The organism is Flavobacterium sp. PL11, from assembly GCF_035985025.1.
In the GTDB taxonomy this organism is placed as follows: Bacteria; Bacteroidota; Bacteroidia; order Flavobacteriales; family Flavobacteriaceae; genus Flavobacterium.
Genome location: NZ_JAXCIA010000029.1, coordinates 1 through 21,440, shown reverse-complemented (window position 1 = coordinate 21,440; position 21,440 = coordinate 1). Strand labels below are relative to the sequence as shown.

The 21,440-nt window shown below is 31.3% G+C and carries 23 protein-coding genes; 15 read left to right on the top strand and 8 right to left on the bottom strand.

Annotated elements, in window-relative coordinates; all coding sequences use genetic code 11:
* Positions 1 to 135: 135 nt before the first annotated feature.
* On the top strand, positions 136 to 1,380 hold the full coding sequence (locus RCH18_RS13450) for an ABC transporter permease (RefSeq protein ID WP_326937282.1): 1,245 nt from the start codon (positions 136 to 138) through the stop codon (positions 1,378 to 1,380).
* A 77-nt stretch (positions 1,381 to 1,457) separates the two neighbouring features.
* On the opposite strand, the gene RCH18_RS13445 is transcribed toward RCH18_RS13450, so the two are convergent.
* The 3 genes from RCH18_RS13445 to RCH18_RS13435 form a co-directional block, all read right to left on the bottom strand.
* Positions 1,458 to 1,613: a hypothetical protein gene (locus RCH18_RS13445; RefSeq protein WP_326937281.1), complete on the bottom strand. Its 156-nt coding sequence runs from the start codon at positions 1,611 to 1,613 to the stop codon at positions 1,458 to 1,460.
* Between the two features lie 513 nt (positions 1,614 to 2,126).
* A complete protein-coding gene (gene prmC, locus RCH18_RS13440) occupies positions 2,127 to 2,981 on the bottom strand; it encodes a peptide chain release factor N(5)-glutamine methyltransferase (protein ID WP_326937280.1) in 855 nt (284 codons plus the stop codon).
* Positions 2,982 to 3,035: 54 nt separating this feature from the next.
* Positions 3,036 to 3,521 carry a GNAT family N-acetyltransferase gene (locus RCH18_RS13435; protein ID WP_326937279.1) on the bottom strand — a complete coding sequence of 162 codons (486 nt, stop codon included), beginning with the start codon at positions 3,519 to 3,521 and terminating at the stop codon, positions 3,036 to 3,038.
* Positions 3,522 to 3,625: 104 nt separating this feature from the next.
* Here RCH18_RS13435 and ribD point away from each other — a divergent pair, with 104 nt between their 5' ends.
* The 3 genes from ribD to RCH18_RS13420 are packed head-to-tail and all read left to right on the top strand — an operon-like array spanning position 3,626 to position 5,907.
* A complete protein-coding gene (gene ribD / locus RCH18_RS13430) occupies positions 3,626 to 4,669 on the top strand; it encodes a bifunctional diaminohydroxyphosphoribosylaminopyrimidine deaminase/5-amino-6-(5-phosphoribosylamino)uracil reductase RibD (RefSeq protein ID WP_326937278.1) in 1,044 nt (347 codons plus the stop codon).
* Complete coding sequence (locus tag RCH18_RS13425; protein WP_326937277.1) at positions 4,662 to 5,264, top strand: HAD family hydrolase; 603 nt, start codon at positions 4,662 to 4,664, stop codon at positions 5,262 to 5,264. The genes ribD and RCH18_RS13425 overlap by 8 nt, the downstream gene beginning before the upstream one ends.
* Before the next feature lie 13 nt (positions 5,265 to 5,277).
* Positions 5,278 to 5,907, top strand: a complete 630-nt coding sequence (locus RCH18_RS13420) for an IMPACT family protein (RefSeq protein WP_326937276.1) — start codon at positions 5,278 to 5,280, stop codon at positions 5,905 to 5,907.
* A gap of 31 nt (positions 5,908 to 5,938) precedes the next feature.
* Here RCH18_RS13420 and RCH18_RS13415 read toward each other — a convergent pair whose 3' ends face one another.
* Positions 5,939 to 6,343, bottom strand: coding sequence for an acyl-CoA thioesterase (locus RCH18_RS13415; RefSeq protein WP_326937275.1), 405 nt, complete (start codon positions 6,341 to 6,343; stop codon positions 5,939 to 5,941).
* A 186-nt stretch (positions 6,344 to 6,529) separates the two neighbouring features.
* Between RCH18_RS13415 and dnaA the strand changes: the two genes are divergently transcribed.
* The 9 genes from dnaA (at position 6,530) to RCH18_RS13370 (ending at position 16,301) form a co-directional block, all read left to right on the top strand.
* Complete coding sequence (gene dnaA, locus RCH18_RS13410; protein ID WP_326937274.1) at positions 6,530 to 7,957, top strand: chromosomal replication initiator protein DnaA; 1,428 nt, start codon at positions 6,530 to 6,532, stop codon at positions 7,955 to 7,957.
* Between the two features lie 7 nt (positions 7,958 to 7,964).
* Positions 7,965 to 8,432, top strand: coding sequence for a low molecular weight protein-tyrosine-phosphatase (locus RCH18_RS13405; protein ID WP_326937273.1), 468 nt, complete (start codon positions 7,965 to 7,967; stop codon positions 8,430 to 8,432).
* Between the two features lie 108 nt (positions 8,433 to 8,540).
* Positions 8,541 to 9,263, top strand: coding sequence for an SAM-dependent methyltransferase (locus RCH18_RS13400; RefSeq protein ID WP_326937272.1), 723 nt, complete (start codon positions 8,541 to 8,543; stop codon positions 9,261 to 9,263).
* A 236-nt stretch (positions 9,264 to 9,499) separates the two neighbouring features.
* Positions 9,500 to 10,381, top strand: a complete 882-nt coding sequence (locus RCH18_RS13395) for an SDR family oxidoreductase (RefSeq protein ID WP_326937271.1) — start codon at positions 9,500 to 9,502, stop codon at positions 10,379 to 10,381.
* A gap of 218 nt (positions 10,382 to 10,599) precedes the next feature.
* Entirely contained in the window at positions 10,600 to 11,208 is a 609-nt protein-coding gene (gene udk, locus RCH18_RS13390; RefSeq protein ID WP_326937270.1) for a uridine kinase, read from the top strand.
* Positions 11,209 to 11,380: 172 nt separating this feature from the next.
* Entirely contained in the window at positions 11,381 to 11,710 is a 330-nt protein-coding gene (locus RCH18_RS13385; RefSeq protein WP_326937269.1) for an FtsB family cell division protein, read from the top strand.
* 36 nt (positions 11,711 to 11,746) lie between these two features.
* On the top strand, positions 11,747 to 13,111 hold the full coding sequence (locus RCH18_RS13380; RefSeq protein WP_326937268.1) for a methylmalonyl-CoA mutase subunit beta: 1,365 nt from the start codon (positions 11,747 to 11,749) through the stop codon (positions 13,109 to 13,111).
* 56 nt (positions 13,112 to 13,167) lie between these two features.
* Positions 13,168 to 15,309: a methylmalonyl-CoA mutase gene (scpA, locus tag RCH18_RS13375; RefSeq protein WP_326937267.1), complete on the top strand. Its 2,142-nt coding sequence runs from the start codon at positions 13,168 to 13,170 to the stop codon at positions 15,307 to 15,309.
* 557 nt (positions 15,310 to 15,866) lie between these two features.
* Positions 15,867 to 16,301, top strand: coding sequence for a hypothetical protein (locus RCH18_RS13370; RefSeq protein ID WP_326937266.1), 435 nt, complete (start codon positions 15,867 to 15,869; stop codon positions 16,299 to 16,301).
* A 47-nt stretch (positions 16,302 to 16,348) separates the two neighbouring features.
* Here the strand turns inward: RCH18_RS13370 and hemL are convergent, their stop codons facing one another.
* The 4 genes from hemL to RCH18_RS13350 form a co-directional block, all read right to left on the bottom strand.
* The gene (hemL, locus tag RCH18_RS13365) at positions 16,349 to 17,635 is read right to left on the bottom strand and encodes a glutamate-1-semialdehyde 2,1-aminomutase (RefSeq protein ID WP_326937265.1); all 1,287 of its coding nucleotides are present in this window, start codon (positions 17,633 to 17,635) and stop codon (positions 16,349 to 16,351) included.
* Between the two features lie 23 nt (positions 17,636 to 17,658).
* A complete protein-coding gene (locus RCH18_RS13360) occupies positions 17,659 to 18,546 on the bottom strand; it encodes a glucosaminidase domain-containing protein (protein WP_326937264.1) in 888 nt (295 codons plus the stop codon).
* Positions 18,539 to 19,435, bottom strand: a complete 897-nt coding sequence (locus RCH18_RS13355; protein ID WP_326937263.1) for a 1-aminocyclopropane-1-carboxylate deaminase/D-cysteine desulfhydrase — start codon at positions 19,433 to 19,435, stop codon at positions 18,539 to 18,541. The genes RCH18_RS13360 and RCH18_RS13355 overlap by 8 nt, the downstream gene beginning before the upstream one ends.
* Before the next feature lie 114 nt (positions 19,436 to 19,549).
* Positions 19,550 to 19,891, bottom strand: coding sequence for a hypothetical protein (locus tag RCH18_RS13350; protein ID WP_326937262.1), 342 nt, complete (start codon positions 19,889 to 19,891; stop codon positions 19,550 to 19,552).
* A gap of 105 nt (positions 19,892 to 19,996) precedes the next feature.
* Between RCH18_RS13350 and RCH18_RS13345 the strand changes: the two genes are divergently transcribed.
* Together RCH18_RS13345 and RCH18_RS13340 are read left to right on the top strand one after the other, a co-directional pair.
* Positions 19,997 to 20,179: a DUF5522 domain-containing protein gene (locus tag RCH18_RS13345; protein WP_326937261.1), complete on the top strand. Its 183-nt coding sequence runs from the start codon at positions 19,997 to 19,999 to the stop codon at positions 20,177 to 20,179.
* A 473-nt stretch (positions 20,180 to 20,652) separates the two neighbouring features.
* Positions 20,653 to 21,195: a DUF4136 domain-containing protein gene (locus RCH18_RS13340; RefSeq protein ID WP_326937260.1), complete on the top strand. Its 543-nt coding sequence runs from the start codon at positions 20,653 to 20,655 to the stop codon at positions 21,193 to 21,195.
* Positions 21,196 to 21,440: the final 245 nt, after the last annotated feature.

The window sequence follows — 21,440 nt, the reverse complement described above, 5'->3', positions numbered from 1 at the left end:
ATTGAAAACAAATTATTTTTGCGGCTGGATTATAACGGAAAGCGGGAAATAGCTCCTAATGAAATAGATTTCAATAAATTACCTTTTAGCTTGAAAAAAATTGTAACAAAAATTGTATTTTCGTGTCAAACTTGTATGATGTTAAAATTATTTAAAGAAAATATCCGGATTGCGTTTGGTTCTATTCGAACGCAATTGCTGCGTACTGTTCTTACTGTGATGATCATTGCAATAGGAATTACAGCTTTAGTGAGTATTCTAACCGTTGTTTCGGCGCTTGAAAATACTATTTCTACTGATTTCGCCTCTATGGGAGCGAATACTTTTAATATTAAGCAATATGAAAACACGACTAGAAATCGTGGTGGCAGCGAACGGGAAATCATAAATCCAATTATTTCTTATCCTGAGGCTGTTGCTTTTAAGGATAAGTATTCCTATCCTTTTACGGAAACATCACTTTCTTTTACCGCTACATCAGCTGCTGAAGTAAAATATGAATCGACTAAAACTGATCCTGAAAATTCTATTCTGGGTGTTGATGAATATTTTATGTCTAATTCTGGTTTAGAAACTAGTTTAGGAAGAAATTTTAATGGATTTGATATAGACAACAATAGTTATGTATGTGTTGTAGGCTCTGATTTTGAAAAAGGATTATTAAAAGACATGAACCCAATTGACAAAGTAATTTCTATTCGAGGTGCTAAATTTAAAGTTATAGGTGTTTTGAAAGAGAAAGGATCGACTTTTGGCAATAATCAAGATTTAAGAGTTTTGATTCCGATACAGGTTGCGCGCTCTTTATTTACAGCACCTAACATTAATTATACCGTTAGTGTAATGGTGGATAAAAAAGAATTTCTAGAACAAGCGCTCGATAATGCTAATAGTACAATGAGAAGAGTGCGTAAATTAAGTCCTATAAAAGACAATAACTTTGGTGTTGTTCGCAGTGACGATTTAATAAATAGAATTTTAGGAATCACACAATATCTTGGTCTTGCGTCATGGCTTATTGGTGTTATTACCGTTCTTGGATCTTCTATTGCTTTGATGAATATCATGATTGTATCGGTAACCGAGCGCACGAGAGAAATTGGAGTTAGAAAGGCGTTAGGTGCTAAAAAAACTACAATTGCAGTTCAATTTTTTATAGAAACTTTACTTATTGGTCAGCTTGGTGGATTAGTAGGAATTATATTTGGAATATTAATTGGTTTTGGGATTGCAACTGCATTGGATTTTGCTTTTGTGATTCCGTGGGGCGCAATTATGGCTGCTTTTATAACTAGTTTTATCGTTGCTATTGCTTCTGGTTTATATCCCGCAATAAAAGCGGCAGTTTTAGATCCTATTGAGGCCTTGAGATACGAATAGTACGAGGTGCGAAGTGCGAAGTGCCAGGTTAAAAAGGTTTTTATGTTATTATGTTAGAACATAAAGGTTTTTCTAAATCACTTTTTATTTTCTTGATTACTTCTGGCTGTTTTTATTGATGCAAAATTTATAGCTAAGATTTCATTTTCTTTTTTTAAAAGAATATTTATTTGTGATTTTAAAGTTCCAACCTTATTAATTTCTAAAATAATTACGAAAAAAATTGATTTCATCAGCAGTCGATTTTACTCTTTGTGTAGCACGATAGTTTACACTCACTAAACTCGCACACCTAATCAACTGATTTTCTTAAGCATTGTACTTTCCAGAATGAGGTAACTTTGAGCAAAAAAAGCGTACAAATTATTGTGCCCTTTTTGGTTCTGGTTTTCCTATTTATCATAAGAACTATTTTAAAGTTTTTAATTATTAAAGTCGTATTTGCCTCCGTTTTATCGCAACTTTTACTTTGTCCTATTTATGATCTTATATTTTGTTACTCGTATTTCGTACTTTTCACCCCTTGGCTTGTACCTTTCAGTCAATGTAATTAAGTTAGGAATTATAATTAAAGGATATTGTTTTTTTGATTCTAACAGAGGAGGACTCGAGGGTTTACCCCGAACAGGCGAAGCAGTCTTAACAAACGAGAGCTACAAACAAAGATTCTTCGTTCGTCAGAATAACAAAGTTGGAGCGCTAAAATCTTAACATAATGATATTTACCTTTTACTACCTCGTACCTTTTACCTTGTACCTCGTGTCATTCTATCATTACCATAAATATCTTTGCGTAATTCTATATTATGAAAATTCATTTTTTCAAGCATTTCAATCATTTCTGGACCTAAATACTGATTAATTTCAAAAAATAATTCTCCGCTCGGAGTTAGGTTTTTCTTGGCAAGTTCCGTTATTTTTTTGTAAAAAATCAATGCATCATTATCTTCTACAAAAAGCGCCAAATGTGGTTCATTGTCTAAAACATTTTTCTTGACTTCTTGCTTTTCGAGGTTTCGAACGTAAGGAGGATTTGAAACTATAATGTCAAAATTTTGATTTAAATCTGTTGTTACGAGAATGTTTTCCTGTAAAAAAGTAATTTCTACTTTGTTATTTTCTGCATTTTTTTTGGCTGTAGCCAAAGCTTTATGAGATATATCAATTGCAAAAACTTTTGAATTTTTGATATTTTTGGCTAGAGAGATAGCGATACATCCGCTTCCTGTTCCAATATCAAGTATTTTTATCTTTTTATCTTCAACACTAATTTTAGAATTTTGAATAATCCATTCGACTAATTCTTCGGTTTCTGGCCTAGGAATTAATACATTAGAATTAACCTCAAAATCTAATCCATAAAAGCTGGTTTTGCCAAGTAAATACTGCACTGGAATTTCTTGTTTTAATTGCTCTAAAAATGAATTCCATATTACTATTTCATTCTCATTCAATTCCAAATCTGGTTGCAAAGCCAGATCAATTCTTTTAAGTTGCTGTTTTTCTTCTAGTATTAAATAAAAAAAACTTTCTGCTTCGCCCTCGTCAAAAATTGGCGTTAATTCTTGAATAAAATAAGACCTGTATTCTCTAATTTTCATGATGTATTTTTATGAGAGACATGATTTGAATATCGCTTAATAATTACTCTCTAATTACAAGGTTTTCAGCATCCACACGGGACAACTTACATGACCAGTGCTTCCCATAGGAGCAGAAATATTTTCGAAACCTGACTTTTTATATAATTTTTGTGCATCAAGCATAAATGGCATTGTTTCTAAATAACAGCTCTGATACCCCAAAGCTATTGCGGTTTGCATACAAACCGACATCATCTCACTACCAATTCCCAAACCACGGATTTGAGGCGAAAAATACATTTTTTGCAATTCACAAACGATGTTAGCTTCATTTTCTAATTGTGCTATTCCCGCACAACCCACTACAGTCCCGTTATGCTCAACAATATAATAAGCTGATCTAGGTTTATTATACTCTTCATACATAAAATCTAAACATGGATCTTCATACGCAGTACCTACTTTTGGAATAGCCATTTCATCAAAAACTGCGCGTATCAATTGCGCAACTTCCTTATTATCCTCTTTATTAATTTTCCTAATACTATATTTTTCCATTTTTATAAAAATCTAATTACGATCGCAAAAATAGAAATTGTTTATCGTAAATCAGATAAGACAGGAAACAAAATCATAAACTCAAAAATTACTACTTTTGTAATGTGAAAATACATGAAAAATATATCCGCAGATGCATCGCGTTAGCAAAGAATGGACTTGGTGCAACCTATCCAAATCCTTTGGTAGGTAGCGTAATTGTTTATGAAGGAAAAATAATAGGAGAAGGCTGGCATAAAAAAGCGGGTGAAGCACATGCAGAGGTAAATGCCATAAATTCTGTAAAAGATAAAGCTTTATTAAAAAAGGCGACTATTTACGTGAGTCTGGAACCTTGTAGTCACTATGGAAAGACACCGCCTTGCTGCAATTTAATTATTCAAAATAATATTCCAAATGTAATTATTGGCACTGTAGATCCTAATATTAAAGTTGCTGGTAACGGCATTAAAAAATTAATAGAAGCTGGAATTAAGGTGACCGTTGGTATATTAGAATTAGACTGTCATGAATTAAATAAACGTTTTTTTACTTTTCACAAAAAAAAACGTCCCTATGTTATCTTAAAATGGGCGGAAAGCCAAGATGGTTTTATTGCACCTTTGCAAAAAATAGAGCAAAAACCAGTTTGGATTACAAATGCTTATTCGAGACAAATGGTTCACAAATGGCGTAGTGAAGAACAAGCTATTCTTGTGGGAATACAAACGGTTATAGATGATAACCCCAAATTAGATGTTAGAGATTGGACAGGTAACAATCCGCTGCGTGTAGTTTTAGATCCCAATAATCGAATTCCAAAAAATAGCCATATTCTTGATAATCAAGTTAAAACTATACTCTTTTCTAATTCTAAAATTTCTGACGAGAAAGAAAATACTATCTTTGAAAACATCAATTTCGAAAAAGATATAGCGATTCATATTGTAGAGTTACTTTATAACCATCAAATTCAATCTGTTATTATTGAAGGCGGGGCAAAAACCTTGCAAACCTTTATTGATGCTAATCTCTGGGATGAGTCACGGATTTTTATTGGGGACATAAAATTAAGTCGAGGAATTAAAACACCAATTATAGAAAAAAATCAAACTGAAAAAATTGTAATTGAAACAGATGAACTTATAATTTCAAGAAACTATGATTAATACAATAATATTTGATTTTGGAGATATTTTTATCAATTTAGATAAACAAGCAGCTGAAAACGCCTTTAAAAAACTTGATGTTATAGAGTGGAATACTGACTTAAGGGAATTGAATATCCAGTTTGAAACAGGAAAAATTTCTCGGGAAAAATTTCTTTCTGGCATACAAAGAAATATTCCAAATGCTACAATTGAAGAAATACTGGCTGCGTGGAATTCTGTTTTACTTGATTTCCCACTGTATAGATTAGAATTTCTGCAATTACTTTCCACTAAGTATCGCTTATTCTTACTATCAAACACAGATGCAATTCATATTGACAATTTTGAACAAAAAAATGGAATATCATTTTACAGTGATTTCTACCAATGTTTTGAAAAAGTCTATTTTTCTTTTGAAATTGGTTTGAGAAAGCCAGATTTAGAAATTTTCAAACATTTGATTAGTAATCATAAATTAGATCCAAAACGAACTTTATTTGTTGACGACAAAAAAGAAAACACAGATGCGGCGCTAACCTTAGGATTTAAAGTTTGGAATTTACAAGTTGGCAAAGAGGATGTCATAGAATTATTAGAGAAAAATACACTTTAAAAAATACTCTTTTTTGGAAATTAAAGACACTTATAATACAATTGAGTATCCCCCTGCAGAAATATTATTCAAAGAAAAAAAAAGTAAATTTTTTGGGTATGCTTTCCCTATCACTTCCGAAGAGGAAGTGAAACTACTGATTGATACCTTACGAAAACTGTATCCCAACGCAGGACATTTTTGTTACGCCTATCAAATAGGTACAGAAACTATCGCCTATCGTGCAAATGATGACGGAGAGCCAAGCAATAGTGCTGGAATGCCTATATACGGTCAAATTTTATCTTTTGCCATTACAAATATACTTGTTGTAGTGGTTCGAATATTTGGCGGCGTAAAACTGGGGGTTGGTGGATTAATATCCGCTTATAAAACCACCGCTCAATTAGTTCTTAAAAATGCTGTTATTGTTGAAAAAACCATTGATATTAATTTTATAATATCATTTGATTATAAAGACATGAATAAAATAATGCGTGTTATTAAGGAAAAAAAGATCGAAATTATAAATCAAGAAATGCAAATAAATGAAATTTCAGGATTACCGATGGGTAAAATTGAGATAAAAAGTAGAAAAAAAAATGCCGAAATAATTTTCGACATTTTTAATTCTATGTTTGAAATTACCGTTAAACGACTGTAATTTTCGATGAAAAGCAACATACCGTAATATGTCATTCCATTGCCTTAAACAATTCTAAAATATAATCTGGCGGACTAATAGGTTTACCCGTTTTTAAGGACACAAAAACCAAGATAAATGTCGCAGTTGTTAATAACTCTTTGTCTTCATTGTATATTGTGCAATCAAATTCTATCTTTACCGATGACTGACTTTTAAAGCTTGTATAAACAGTTAGCAGCTCATCATATCGCGCTGGTTTTTTATAATTTATAGTCATTGAAACTATAGGAAGAGCAATCCCACTTTCCTCCATAATTTTATACGAAATCCCTTTGTTTCTAAGCCATTCCACGCGTCCTATTTCAAAATAAGGAATGTAATTCCCGTGATAAACTACTCCCATTTGATCGGTTTCTGAATAACGCACTCTAACTTCTACTTGATGATCTTTCATTTATTATTTTATTAAATTTTATATTTCTGAAACCTCCTTACAACAATATTTTGGCATATTATCACTCTATATATTTTTTTTTATAGAAAATTGTTCACATATTTGTTACCCCAATAATAACAAACAAAACTTCTTTTTTTTGGTAAGATAAAGGCTACCAAATAAAAAATCAATTAAATAGAATTTATGAATAAAACTGCTGAATCAGTATGGGAAAACTGTTTGTCTTTTATTAAAGACAACATCCAAGATCAAGCCTATAAAACTTGGTTTGAACCAATCAAATCAGTTGAGCTTACCGACAATGCATTATACATTCAAGTTCCTAGTAAATTTTTCTATGAATGGTTAGAGGAGCATTACGTTAAATTATTAAAAGTAGCATTAACTAAAGAACTTGGCAAAAATGCAAAGTTACTTTATAAAATTAGAATGGAAAACACTTATGGCAATAAACAACCTTTTACGGAACAATTGCCAAGTGCTAATCGTGTTCCTATGAAACCGCAGGAAGTTGATGCTCCATTTAAAAACTTGAACCCTGAATTAAAAAATCCTTTTGTAATTCCTGGAATTCGAAATTTAAAAATAGAATCGCAATTAAATGCAAATTATAGTTTTGATAATTTTTTAGAAGGTGATTCTAATCGCTTGGCACGCTCTGCGGGAATGGCCGTTGCTAATAAACCTGGCGGAACTTCGTTTAATCCCTTGTTGATTTTTGGCGGAGTTGGGCTTGGAAAAACTCATTTGGCTCATGCTATTGGTGTTGAGATTAAAGATAAATATCCTGAAAAAACGGTTTTATATATATCCGCTGAAATTTTTACACAACAATATATTGATTCTGTAAAGAGGAATAATAGAAATGATTTTATTCATTTTTATCAATTAATTGATGTTTTAATTATTGATGATGTTCAGTTTCTATCAGGAAAATCAGGAACTCAGGATGTATTTTTTCACATATTTAATTATTTACATCAAAATGGGAAACAAGTAATTCTGACTTCGGACAAAGCGCCTGTTGATATGCAAGATATTGAGCAGCGCTTATTATCACGATTTAAATGGGGATTATCAGCAGAAATTCATCAGCCAGATTATGAAACTCGTGTATCTATTGTAAAAAATATATTATATAGAGATGGAGTAGAAATCCCAGAAGAGATTATAGAGTATGTTGCTCACAATATCAAATCCAATGTTAGAGAATTAGAGGGTGCTATAATTTCGCTAATAGCGCAATCATCCTTTAATAAAAAAGAGGTAACACTTGAACTTGCCAAGCATGTTGTCGAGAAGTTTGTCAAAAATGTTAAACGAGAGATTTCTATTGATTTTATTCAAAAAATTGTTTCTGATTATTTTCAATTAGATTTAGAAACTTTACAATCAAAAACTAGAAAAAGACACGTAGTACAAGCCAGACAATTAGCGATGTTTTTTGCTAAAAAATTCACCAAGGCATCTTTAGCAAATATTGGTTCTCAAATAGGAGATCGCGATCATGCTACTGTTTTACACGCCTGCAAAACGGTTGATAATCTTGTTGCAACTGACAAACAATTCAAAAAATTTGTTGAAGATATCCATAAAAAATTAACGTTATAAAACGATCATGCCTGTAAAAATTTTAATGGTTTGCTTAGGAAATATTTGCCGTTCTCCATTAGCCGAAGGAATTTTAGCTTCAAAACTTCCAAAAGATACATTTAAAGTAGATTCAGCTGGAACAGGCTCGTGGCATATAGGACACTCACCTGACGAACGCTCTATAGCTATTGCAAATAAATATAATTTAGATATTACAAATCAAAGAGGTCGACAATTTAGTAAAGATGACTTTGACTCGTATGATTATATCTATGTGATGGATAATTCTAATTATACTAATGTCATCGCATTAGCCACCACACAAGATCAGAAAGATAAAGTGGCCATGATTTTGAATAATTTGTATCCAAATGAAAATGTCGATGTTCCTGATCCTTATTTTGGTATGACCAATGGCTTTGAAATCGTTTATGATATGCTTGATAAAGTATCTGATGTAATTTCAAAAAAATTGATCGAAAAGCATAATTAATTTTGATTATTTACACTAACCCAATACTTTGGATAATGCTATTTCATAAAATGTAATTCTAATCGACTTTCGACAATAGTAAATTGTTTACTGACTTAAAAATTTTGAATGAAAATTAATACTACTTTAGGAAAATTGTACTTAATCCCCACAACTATGGGGGATTGTGACCCAATGGATGTTTTACCACAAACGATTAAAAGAAGTATAGATCTCATTGATTATTATATTGTTGAAAACGAAAAAACTGCTCGCAAATCTATAAAAGAGGTAAACACGGATAAAAAGCAATCCGAGTTAAAACTTTTTGTTTTAAATAAACATACCGAATCAAAAGAGCATTTGGAATTTATTAAACCTTTATTGAATGGTATAAATATGGGATTAATGAGTGAAGCAGGTTGCCCTGGAGTAGCAGATCCAGGTGCTGTTATTGTGAAATTAGCCCATGAAAGAGGAATTCAAGTCATTCCTTTGGTTGGACCTTCATCCATTTTACTAGCCATGATGGCTTCAGGAATGAATGGGCAAAGCTTTACTTTCCATGGATATCTTCCTATTGAAAAAGACGAAAAAAAAGTAAGTTTTAAAACATTAGAGAGACTTTCATTTGAAAAAAATCAATCACAAATTTTCATTGAAACACCCTACAGAAATAATAAATTATTAGAAGATTTACTTTCAACATTGCATCCAGAAACACATCTTTGCATTGCAACAGATATTACTTTACCAACAGAATTTATTAAAACTAAAAAAATTGCTGCTTGGAAAAAGCAAACAATTGACTTACATAAACGTCCTACTATTTTTATTATTCATAAAATGTAACTTCACTACAGCAAGATTGTCAGTCAACTTAAATATATTTATGTACTGCTGAAGCAATCTTTAAAAAGAAATAGTTGTCTTGTTATTCTATTTTTGACGATGCAATGGATTAATAGATCTAATGTTTTATTATTTTATTTCCAGAAAGATTAAAAATATAAACCACCGGTAATACTTTTTTGTTATGCATGCCTACTATTTAATTCATTATATTTACGAACCAAAATATAAAAATTATGAGTTATACGGATAAAATGCTGCGCGATGATGCCTTGAAAGGCAAAGTAATTGTTGTGACTGGCGGCGGTAGTGGCTTAGGAAAAGCAATGACTAAATATTTCTTAGAATTAGGTGCACATGTTGCTATAAGCTCGAGAGATTTAGAGAAATTAAAAAATACAGCTAAAGAACTAGAAGCTGAAACTGGTGGAACTTGTCTTCCTATTCAATGTGATGTAAGACATTATCAAGAAGTAGAAAACATGCTTCAAGAAGTTTTAAAGACTTTCGGAAAAGTTGATGTTTTACTCAATAATGCGGCAGGAAATTTTATTTCTCCAACTGAAAGACTTTCTGCAAATGCATTTGACACGGTAATTGACATAGTTCTTAAAGGAACTAAGAATTGTACTTTAGCTTTTGGTAAACATTGGATAGACACAAAACAGAAATCATCTACAGTTTTAAACATCGTTACGACTTATGCTTGGACTGGCTCTGCTTATGTGGTTCCTAGTGCAACTGCTAAAGCTGGTGTTCTTGCTATGACCCGTAGTCTCGCCGTTGAATGGGCTAAATACGGCATTCGTACCAATGCTATTGCTCCAGGACCATTCCCAACAAAAGGGGCTTGGGACCGATTATTACCTGGTGATCTAGCTGAAAAATTTGACATGGCTAAAAAAGTTCCTGTACAACGTGTAGGCGATCATCAAGAATTAGCCAACTTGGCCGCCTATTTAGTTTCTGATTTCGCTGCTTATATAAATGGTGAAGTTGTTGTTATTGATGGTGGTGAATGGCTGAAAGGCGCGGGACAATTTAATTTATTAGAAGCTATTCCTGAAGAGTTATGGGATCAGTTAGAAAACATGATCAAAGCAAAAAAAAATAAGTAATTACAAAGAGAGAATAAACAATTCTCTCTTTTTTTGTAATATACTTTTACATAATTTATTTACTAAATTAAACGGAATATTAATTTTGGCATTATAAATTTCAAATGCAATTTTAAAATAATTCGTCACACTTAATTATATACATTTATCCAGTAAAAAGAAATTCGCTTCTAATTAAATTCCTATTTTTGTATTTATATTAACACAACAACAATTGTATGCTCATTATTGGAATTGCAGGTGGCACGGGAAGTGGAAAAACAACCGTTGTTCATAGAATCATGAATCAGTTACCGGAAACAGAAGTAGGAATTATTTCTCAAGATTCTTATTACAAAGAAAATATTGGGCTCTCCTATGACGAGAGATCATTAATTAATTTTGATCATCCCCGTGCTATAGATTTTGAATTATTAGTTTCGCATTTAAAGGAATTAAAAGAAGGAAATAATATCAATCAGCCCGTATATTCATTTGTAACTCATAACAGAACTGATGATACTGTATTCACTCATCCGCGTAAAGTGATGATCGTTGAAGGTATCTTAATATTAGCCAACCCTGAATTAAGAGAATTATTTGATGTAAAGATTTTTGTTCACGCTGATTCAGATGAAAGATTAATTCGACGTATGAAACGTGATATTGCAGAACGAGGTCGAGATATGAACGAGGTTATAAATAGATATCAAACCACTTTAAAACCAATGCACGAGCAATTTATTGAGCCCACAAAAGCTTTTGCTGATATTATTATACCTAATGACAAGTATAATACAGTAGCTATAGATGTAATTAGAGCTGTTATAAATCAAAAAATATTATAATTTTTTATAGTTTCACTTATTAGATATTTAGTTTAAAGTTTTTCACAATTATCTAAATTGAAAACTATTTTTGATTAATTATAAGATTCAATTCAGCACCAAATCAAAGCAACTCTAATTTATTCGCATTAAAATAAAGAACCCTGCTATAGTTTTACCATAAATAATAAAAATGAAAAATCCATATAAAAATAAGCCTTGGTTTAAACTAGCAATTAATAAATATGTGTGGGTTCTTTTATTTTTTTGTACATGGATGATTTTTTTAGATAATTATTCCTATTTTGATCATCGTATTTTAGATATGCAAATAAAAGATTTAGAAGATAATGCGGCTTATTATCAGCAAGAAATAAAGAAGGATGAAAAGAACATTAAGCAACTAAAAAACTTAGAGCAGATAGAAAAATACGCCCGTGAAAAGTATTATATGAAAAAAGACAGTGAAGATATCTATATAATAGAATTTGAAGACGACCTAATAGACACAACTACTAACTAAAAAATTATTAGTTAAACCCGAATAATCATAAATAAAATGGCTACTACTCTTTTCGATGATTTTGATCCTATTTCATCTAAACAATGGAAACAAAAAATTCAGTTTGATCTCAAGGGAGCTGATTATAATGAAACATTAGTTTGGAATTCTCCAGAAGACATTCAGGTGAAACCTTTTTATCATAATGATGAAAATTCTAAAACTTATTCAGCAAATACAAAGGCTACAGATTTTAAAATTTGCCAAAATATTTTTGTTTTTGACGTAGAAAAGTCTATTGAACGTGCAATTGACAGTTTAAGTCGCGGAGCAGAAAGCCTCAGATTTTCTATTGAAAATGAATCCATCGATATAAATAAGTTATTACAAAATATACCCTTAGAAAACGTCACCATCTACTTCAATCTAAGTTTTATTTCAATCGATTTCGTCAAAAAAATTGATGCTTTTGCAGCTAGAAACAACACCATTATTTATTGTAATCTTGATCCAATAGGACAATTAGCAAAGGATGGAAACTGGTTTAAAACTAAAGAAAAAAATAATTTTGAAACACTCAATTTAATATCTAAACAAATAAATTCAATTTCATTACTCAGCGTAAATACGGATTTGTATCAAAACGCTGGAGCAAATATGGTTCAACAACTTGCATACAGTATTAGCCAAGCTAATGAATATTTTAATAGAATAGAATTGATTAGAAAACCTATTGTTTTTGAAGTAGCTGTAGGTACTAATTATTTTTTCGAAATTGCAAAACTACGTGCGTTAAGAATTTTATTTAAACTTGTCGCCAAAGAATATAATCACGATCTTGATTGTAATATTATAGTTTCCCCCACCAAAAGAAACAAAACATTGTATGATTACAATATAAACATGTTACGAACAACAACTGAATGTATGAGTGCCATTATTGGTGGGGCAAATGCAATTACAAACCTTCCCTATGATGCTTTATATCATAAAGACAACGAGTTTGGGGATAGAATTGCACGCAATCAGTTGTTGATTTTAAAAAACGAAAGTTATTTTGATAAAGTTAATAATCCTGCTGATGGTAGTTATTATATAGAAAATCTAACTAGGCAATTAGCGGAAAAATCATTAAATCTATTTAAAGATATTGAAGCTAATGGAGGGTTTTTAAAACAACTAAATGACGGAATTATTAAAAGAAAAATTCAAGAAAGTGCTGATTTAGAGCAAAATTTGTTTAATTCTGGAAATGAAATTTTACTAGGAACTAATAAACATCCCAATAAAATGGATCGAATGAAAGATGATTTAGAGTTATTTCCATTTGTAAAACAAAATCCAAGAAAGACATTAATCAAACCAATTATCGAAAAACGTTTGGCTGAAAAAACAGAACAAGAACGATTAAATCTTGAATAAACGATATTTATTTTTAAAAGAATAGAATAGCAACAGCGTAATTTGGCATCAAAGAAATGAGAAAAGATATTCAACATATAAAATTAGAGCAGTCAATAGCTGCTAGCCCTGTTTTAAACGAACAAAGCTTTTTAACCGCCGAAAATATTGAACTAAAACAAACCTATTCAGAGCAAGATATTGAACAACTCACTCATCTTGATTTTGGAGCTGGCTTTGCGCCAAATTTACGTGGACCTTATACTACGATGTATGTACGTAGACCTTGGACTGTACGTCAATACGCTGGTTTTTCAACCGCTGAAGAAAGTAACGCATTTTATAGAAGAAACTTAGCAGCTGGTCAAAAAGGGCTCTCCATTGCATTTGATTTGCCCACTCATCGTGGTTATGATTCAGATCATGAAAGAGTTGTAGGTGATGTGGGCAAAGCTGGCGTTGCTATTGACTCGGTTGAAGATATGAAAGTCTTATTTGACCAAATTCCGCTTGATGAGATGTCAGTTTCTATGACCATGAATGGAGCTGTTTTACCAATAATGGCTTTTTATATTGTTGCTGCAGAAGAGCAAGGAGTATTGCCTGAATTACTTTCTGGAACGATACAAAACGATATTCTAAAAGAATTTATGGTGAGAAATACTTATATTTATCCGCCAGCACCATCGATGAAAATTATTGCTGATATTTTTGAATATACCAGTAAAAACATGCCAAAATTTAACTCTATTTCAATTTCTGGCTATCACATGCAAGAAGCAGGAGCCACAGCCGATATTGAATTAGCATATACACTTGCTGATGGCCTTGAATATATAAGAACAGGATTAGGCACTGGAATGAAAATTGATGAATTTGCTCCAAGACTCTCCTTTTTCTGGGCTATAGGAATGAACCATTTTATGGAAATTGCAAAAATGCGCGCTGGAAGAATGATTTGGGCTAAGTTAGTCAAGCAATTTAATCCAAAAGATGAGAAGTCATTAGCACTGCGAACACATTGTCAAACATCAGGTTGGAGCTTAACTGAGCAAGATCCTTTCAATAATGTGGCGCGAACATGTATTGAAGCTGCCGCAGCCGCCTTTGGAGGAACACAATCTCTACACACTAATGCGCTAGACGAAGCAATTGCACTGCCAACAGATTTTTCAGCTAGAATTGCTAGAAATACGCAATTATATCTACAAGAAGAAACAAAGATCACAAAAACTGTTGATCCATGGGCGGGAAGTTATTATGTTGAAAGTCTTACCAATGAAATTGTTGAAAAAGCGTGGAAATTAATTGAAGAAGTAGAAGAGCTTGGTGGAATGACTAAAGCCATTGAGTCTGGTATTCCCAAACTTAGAATTGAAGAAGCAGCTGCCAGAAAACAAGCTAGAATTGATAGTGGACAAGATATTATTGTAGGGGTAAATAAATACCGTTTGGAAAAAGAAGATCCATTGCAAATATTGGATGTGGATAACCAAATGGTGCGTAAACAACAATTAGAACAATTAGAACATATAAAAGCTACAAGAGATTCTAGTAAAGTACAAAAATCTTTAGCTCTTTTAATTCATTGTGCTAAAACTGGTGAAGGAAACTTACTTGAAATAGCGGTCGAAGCTGCACGAAATAGAACCACTTTAGGAGAAATTAGTGATGCTTTAGAAACGGTTTTTGGAAGATATAAAGCTCAAATAAAATCTTTTAGCGGCGTGTATAGTAAAGAAATTAAAGACGACAAAAGTTTTGAAAAAGCAAAACAAATGGCTGATGACTTTGCAAAAATGGAGGGTCGCAGACCTAGAATCATGATTGCAAAAATGGGACAGGATGGTCATGATCGCGGCGCCAAAGTAGTAGCGACAGGATATGCTGATGTGGGTTTCGATGTAGACATAGGACCACTTTTTCAAACGCCAGCTGAAGCAGCAAAACAAGCTGTAGAAAATGATGTCCATATTCTTGGCGTTTCCTCTCTTGCCGCTGGACATAAAACACTGGTTCCTCAGGTAATTGAGGAGCTAAAAAAATATGGTAGAGAAGATATAATGGTTGTTGTAGGTGGAGTTATTCCTGCGCAAGATTACCAATTCCTATTTGATGCGGGTGCCGTAGCTGTTTTTGGTCCGGGTACAAAAATAAGTGATGCAGCCATTAAAATAATCGAAATATTAATGGATACTTTTGATACCACTGAACTGTAAATATCATAATTTATAGACAATAATCCTATCTTATAGATAAAACAAGTCAGCTTTTCTTGAGCAAATATATTAATCAGTGTTGTGAGCAGTAAACATTTGTAATCGTGTAAAATTCTCATGTTTAGAGAAGTTTTTAAAAACTCAAAAGTTGCTTTTAGTTTCTTGAATGAAGTACTAATTACTATTTGATTAAGTATATTTTTAGTAGTATTTAATTATAAAAATGCTTTTAAATTACATGATGTCAGATTTAATAATGTAAGAAATGACATGGAATTTTTTAGTGATATTATTTATTTAAAATACTGTTTACGCTGATTTAATTTAAATAATCCTTATGGTTCATTAAAACAAACCATTTATTAGTCCACAATTATCATTAACCAAAAAAAATGCATAAAATCTATATTTAGTCCATTTATCTCGAAACTAGATTATTTCTTTAATAAGTAGTAAATAATCTAAAAAGAATTTACAGCAAATAAAAAATGTTTTTTAGAGTATTAAACTAATTGTACAATTACTTGTCTAATCCTTGTAACTTTAATACTAAAAAAATGAAAAAATTAATTATTGCTACTTTACTATTTGTAGGGATGACCAATTATGCTCAGGAACAAAATGAAAAGCCAAGGAGAGCAAATATGGAGCGAATAACAATAGAAGAGCGACAAGAGAGACAATTAAAGAGATTGACCGCTGATTTAAACTTAGATATCCAACAACAAGAGCAAATAAAAAAACTTTTTGCAGATCAAGAAGCCAATAGAGAAAAGCAGTTGAACACAATAAATCTATCTAAGGAGGCAATAAAACTAAGACGTGAAGCATCAAGAAATAAGATGCAAGAGGATAGAAAAATTATGGAAGATAAAATAAAGACGATATTAAACCCAGCGCAATTTGGAACTTGGAAATCAAACCAAGATAAAATGAGAGAAAGGAATGAAACACGTATGAAAGAGAGAATGGAAAATAATAGGGATAACTAAAAAAAAGCTTCGGAAAATTTCCGAAGCTTTTTTTTATAACAATTACTTTACAGTGTTTTTGCCACTTTAGCGACTGCTGCAATGGTAAAATCTAAGTCATCATACGAAAGTGCATCAGTTATAAACCAGCTTTCATAAGCTGAAGGAGCAATATAAATACCTTCATTTAATAATCCATGAAAGAATTTTTTGAAATTTTCATTATCGCCTCTCGCAGCCGATTTAAAATCGACTACTGGATTTTCATCAAAATGCACTGAAATCATGGATCCTATTCTGTTAATCGTAAATAAAACATTGTTTTGTTTTAAAACTTTCTCTATTCCTTGATGTAAATATGCTGTTTTTTCTTCTAATCTTTTAAAAATCGAACGATCATTATTTAGGGATTGCAACATAGTTAATCCTGCAGCCATAGCCAAAGGATTCCCAGACAATGTACCCGCTTGATAAACGGGTCCAATAGGAGCTAAATAATTCATAATTTCTTCACGTGCTGCAAAAGCACCCACAGGTAAACCACCTCCTATTACTTTTCCAAAACAAATTATATCTGCATTAACGCCCAATAGTTCTTGTACTCCACCTGCAGCTAATCTAAAACCAGTCATTACTTCATCGAAGATCAATAAAATATCATTATCAGTACACAGCTGACGTAAACCTTGTAAAAAACCTTCTTTAGGTGGAATACAACCCATATTCCCTGCTACCGGTTCCACAATTATACAGGCAATTTCGTTTTTATTTGCTTCAATTAAAGTTGTTACATTATCTAAATCATTATAGGTTGCTAATAAAGTATCTTTAGCTGTTCCTGCTGTTACGCCTGGACTATTAGGAGATCCGAAAGTGATTGCACCACTTCCTGCCTGAATTAAAAATGAATCAGAATGACCATGATAACAACCTGCAAATTTAATGATTTTATCCTTTTTAGTAAAGCCACGTGCTAGCCTCACTGCACTCATACAAGCTTCAGTTCCTGAGTTAACAAATCTAATTTTATCAATATTAGGCACCATAGAAACTGCCAAAGCGGCGATTTGAGTTTCTAATTCTGTGGGCATGCCAAATGAAGTTCCGAGTTTTGCTTTTTCGATTACCGCATTAACTACTGGTTCGTATGCATGTCCTAAAATCATTGGGCCCCATGAATTGATATAATCTATTAATCGATTTCCATCTTCATCATATAAATAAGCGCCTTTAGCGCTTTTGACAAAAATCGGTGTTCCTCCCACAGCTTTAAATGCTCTAACTGGAGAATTTACACCTCCTGGAATGACTTTTTCTGCTTCAGCAAAGAGCTGACTACTTCTTTTATATAACATTTTTAAATAATTATAATTGTGAATTATTGTACAACAAGCTTTTGACCTATAGATAAAGTATTGTCAGAAAGATTGTTTTTTTGTTTTAAATAATCAACTTGTAATTGAAATTTTTTAGATATCGAATATAATGTATCTCCTTTTTGAACAACATAGGAAATTAAATTACTGTAGCCCGAGGCTGTTTCTACATTAAATTCTTTAGTGGACTCATTTTCATTGTATGTATAATTTTTATCTAAGGCCATAGCATCATACTGATGTAAATTATAACGTTCAATATAGGATATTAATTTATCAGGATATTTTGGATCGGTAGCATAACCCGCTTCCCTAAGTCCTTTGGCCCAAGCTTTATAATCACCTTTGGAAAGAGAAAAAAGTTTAGCATATCTACTTCTTCCTGTTAAAAATAAAGAGTGATCTTTGAAAGATTCAGATGGGTTATTATATTTCCTAAAGCATTCCTGAGCGGAATCATCATCATGACTTACACTTTCTCCGGTCCATCCTACATGACATTTTATACCAAAGTGATTATTAGATCGAGCTGCCAAGTTGCTTCTACCTGCACCCGATTCTAATATTCCTTGTGCTAAAATAATACTAGCTGGAATACCATAAGTTCGCATATTTCCAATAGCAATATATTTAAATTGAGAAACATACATTGTAACAATATCATTGGTTGACATCGAATTCGAATTGGAAACGATAGCTTTGCTTTCATTTCTATTCTTATTGTGATTTGCTGGCGAGTATTGTTTCGATCTTGTACTTGCAGTTGTGTTACTATTATGAGATCTAACTGACTTAGATTTAGTATTATTTTTGGTTACCGCCGCTGTTTTTGAAGCGTTGCAACCTATAAAAATAATTGCAATAAATAGTAGTAGGATTTTTTTAAACATGGATTGCTATTGTTGGTAATTGTTTCTTTTTTAATTTAATATTCATTCCTTTTATTCCTTGAAGACCTCCAGTATGAATTAATAAAATTTTCGAATTCGCTGGAAAGTAATTGCTTTTAATCATATCCATAACGCCAAAAACCATCTTCCCAGTATAAATAGGATCAAGAGGAATTTGATTTTCGAGATAAAACTGATTAATAAATGAAATTAACTCCTCATTTACTTTTCCATAACCGCCAAAATGATAATCTGTTATCAACTCCCAATTTAGCTTTTGCACAAAATTACAAATTTCATCGCTTAAAAAGTCACCTTTCAAAGCTGGAAATCCTAAAACTTTCTGATGCGGTAAAATACTATTAATAATGCCTGATATAGTTCCACCAGTTCCTACAGAACAACATATATAATCAAAATCAGAATCGTTTTCATTTAAGATTTCTTCACATCCTTTAATAGCTAATTTATTTGAACCTCCCTCTGGAATGTGGTAATAATCCCCAAATTTATTTTTTAATTTTGATAAAAAATCAACATCTCCTTTTAAGTGATATTGGTCTCTGGTCACAAATTCAAATTGCATTCCACAACTTTGTGCGAATTGCAAAGTTGGATTTTCCGAAATTTTATTCATCAGTTCCTCGCCACGAATAACACCTACAGTTTTAAAATTTTGCTCCATACCTGCATAAGCCACTGCTGCAATATGATTTGAAAAAGCACCACCAAAAGTCAATATTGTTTTGTGCTTCTCTGCCTTCGCTTCAAGCATATTGTATTTCAATTTTCTAAACTTATTTCCAGAAACAAAAGGATGAAGTAAATCTTCCCTCTTGATATGTAATGTAATACCCTTTGGTAATTCAAAATTAATTTTCTGATTCAAAACAATAATTCTTTTGCCAAAGGTAAAATTTATAAATAACTTAGGGCTGCTATAAATCAATTGTATTGCATTATTGTGTTATAAATTTAACTTCTACAGATTAAATATAGCAAATTACTTCTTATACCAATTTAAATAACGCAAGAATAGAAAAAATTTCCTGTTATCTAAATATCTTAAATTCATTTCATTAGCGTAAGCTTCACGTTCAAAACTAATATTCTTGTACGCTAAATAAGTGTTTTTATGTTGAAAGAATCGAAAAATATATTCTATTCCGTACCAGATAAAAAAAGGTAGTATTAAAAGTTCCAATTGCTGACGCAAATGAATTTTTTCATGATTTATAAGAACTAAGTCATCTTTATCGAATGAATGTTTTACAAATACAAAAGGAAATACGGTCATTCCACTATATCCTTTTGGTATTAAATATTTAGCAACTTTAATGAACATTAGGTATAAATTTATAAGTTTGTAGTATTCAATTAGTTTAAATTGCATTAAATATAATTCGCGATTTGATCCTACAGAATGTAATAAATACACAATAGTAAAAATATGAATGACCAAAGTAAGGAAAATAAAGGAATGGAAGGTGAGGATTTTTATTATACTCCCGAAGGGTATAAATGTTTTACCGAAAAACATCATTTAAATAGAGGATATTGTTGTAAAAACGGATGCCGTCATTGTCCTTATGGATATGACAAAAAAACAGAATCTTTCAAAAATAGGATTTAACTTTCTTAGTCAGCTCGCTTATGTTTTTTTATAACTATCCGGAGCAATGTACTAAAAGTAGTAAAACTAAAAATTTGCTTAAAATTATACTTTAAGATTTCTTAAAGAAAATTTAAATATTTTCATAATAATTCAGTTTTAAAATAATATGACTGCACAAAAAATAATGTAAAATAATTCTTTTATCGAGCGATATAATATACATTTTACTTATCTTGATATAACTGATTAGGACAGAGATTGATGTTTCTTTTGGTATAGTTTTTGCTTAATTAGAAGCACATTATAAAACGATTTTTCAAATACTTTTAAGAAATTAAAATTTGAACAATATTTAAATAGCGACCTTGAAGAAATTTTTAAAACTAACATTTCAATGTAACGCAACCTTTTTTAATAGTCACACTCCTTAATATAATAAATATTAGTTCATTAGAATTTTTAAAATAAATAAATAATTTAATAAATACATTATGAAAGCAATAAAACTCCTTCCCGTATTTCTACTTTTAGTATTTGCCTCGTGCAGTTCCGTAAAAGTATATTCTGATTATGACAATAAAGTAGATTTTACTCAGTATAAAACCTATGCTTTTCATAAAAAAGGAATTGATAAAATTGAAATTTCTGAATTGGATAAAAAAAGAATCCTTTACGCTGTTGATGCAGAACTTAGCAAAAAAGGAATGACAAAAAGTGAAAATCCTGATTTACTAATTAATATTTTTACAAAAGAAAGAGAACGAATAGACGTAAACCAATTTAATGCTGGTTATGGTTATGGTTGGGGTTATGGATGGAATCCTTATTTTTGGGGTGGTAGAAATACTTCTGTAACTTCATCAACAGAAGGAACACTTTACATCGATTTAATTGATGCTAAGAAAAAAGAATTAGTTTGGCAAGGCGAAGGTGTTGGTTACTTGACTAACAATCGCAGTGAAAAAGAAAAAGTTATCAATGAGTTTGTAACTAAAATTCTAGAACAATTCCCGCCTGTAGATGTAAAAAAATAATATTTTTTATTCTTTACGATTTATTCTTTTCTACATTTATTGTTCAATTATAGATCATGCAGAATTTATTTAACACCACTATTGTTACTAATATCATTATTATCTATCAACAATAAAGGAGGTGTCGTATAAATTAGTAAAACAAATACATTTTGGTTCTTCGCTTAAATTAGTGGATTATTAAAAACTTAGCTAATTTTGGGGTATGGAATTAGATGGATTAGGAGTTTTGCTAGGGGTTAAAT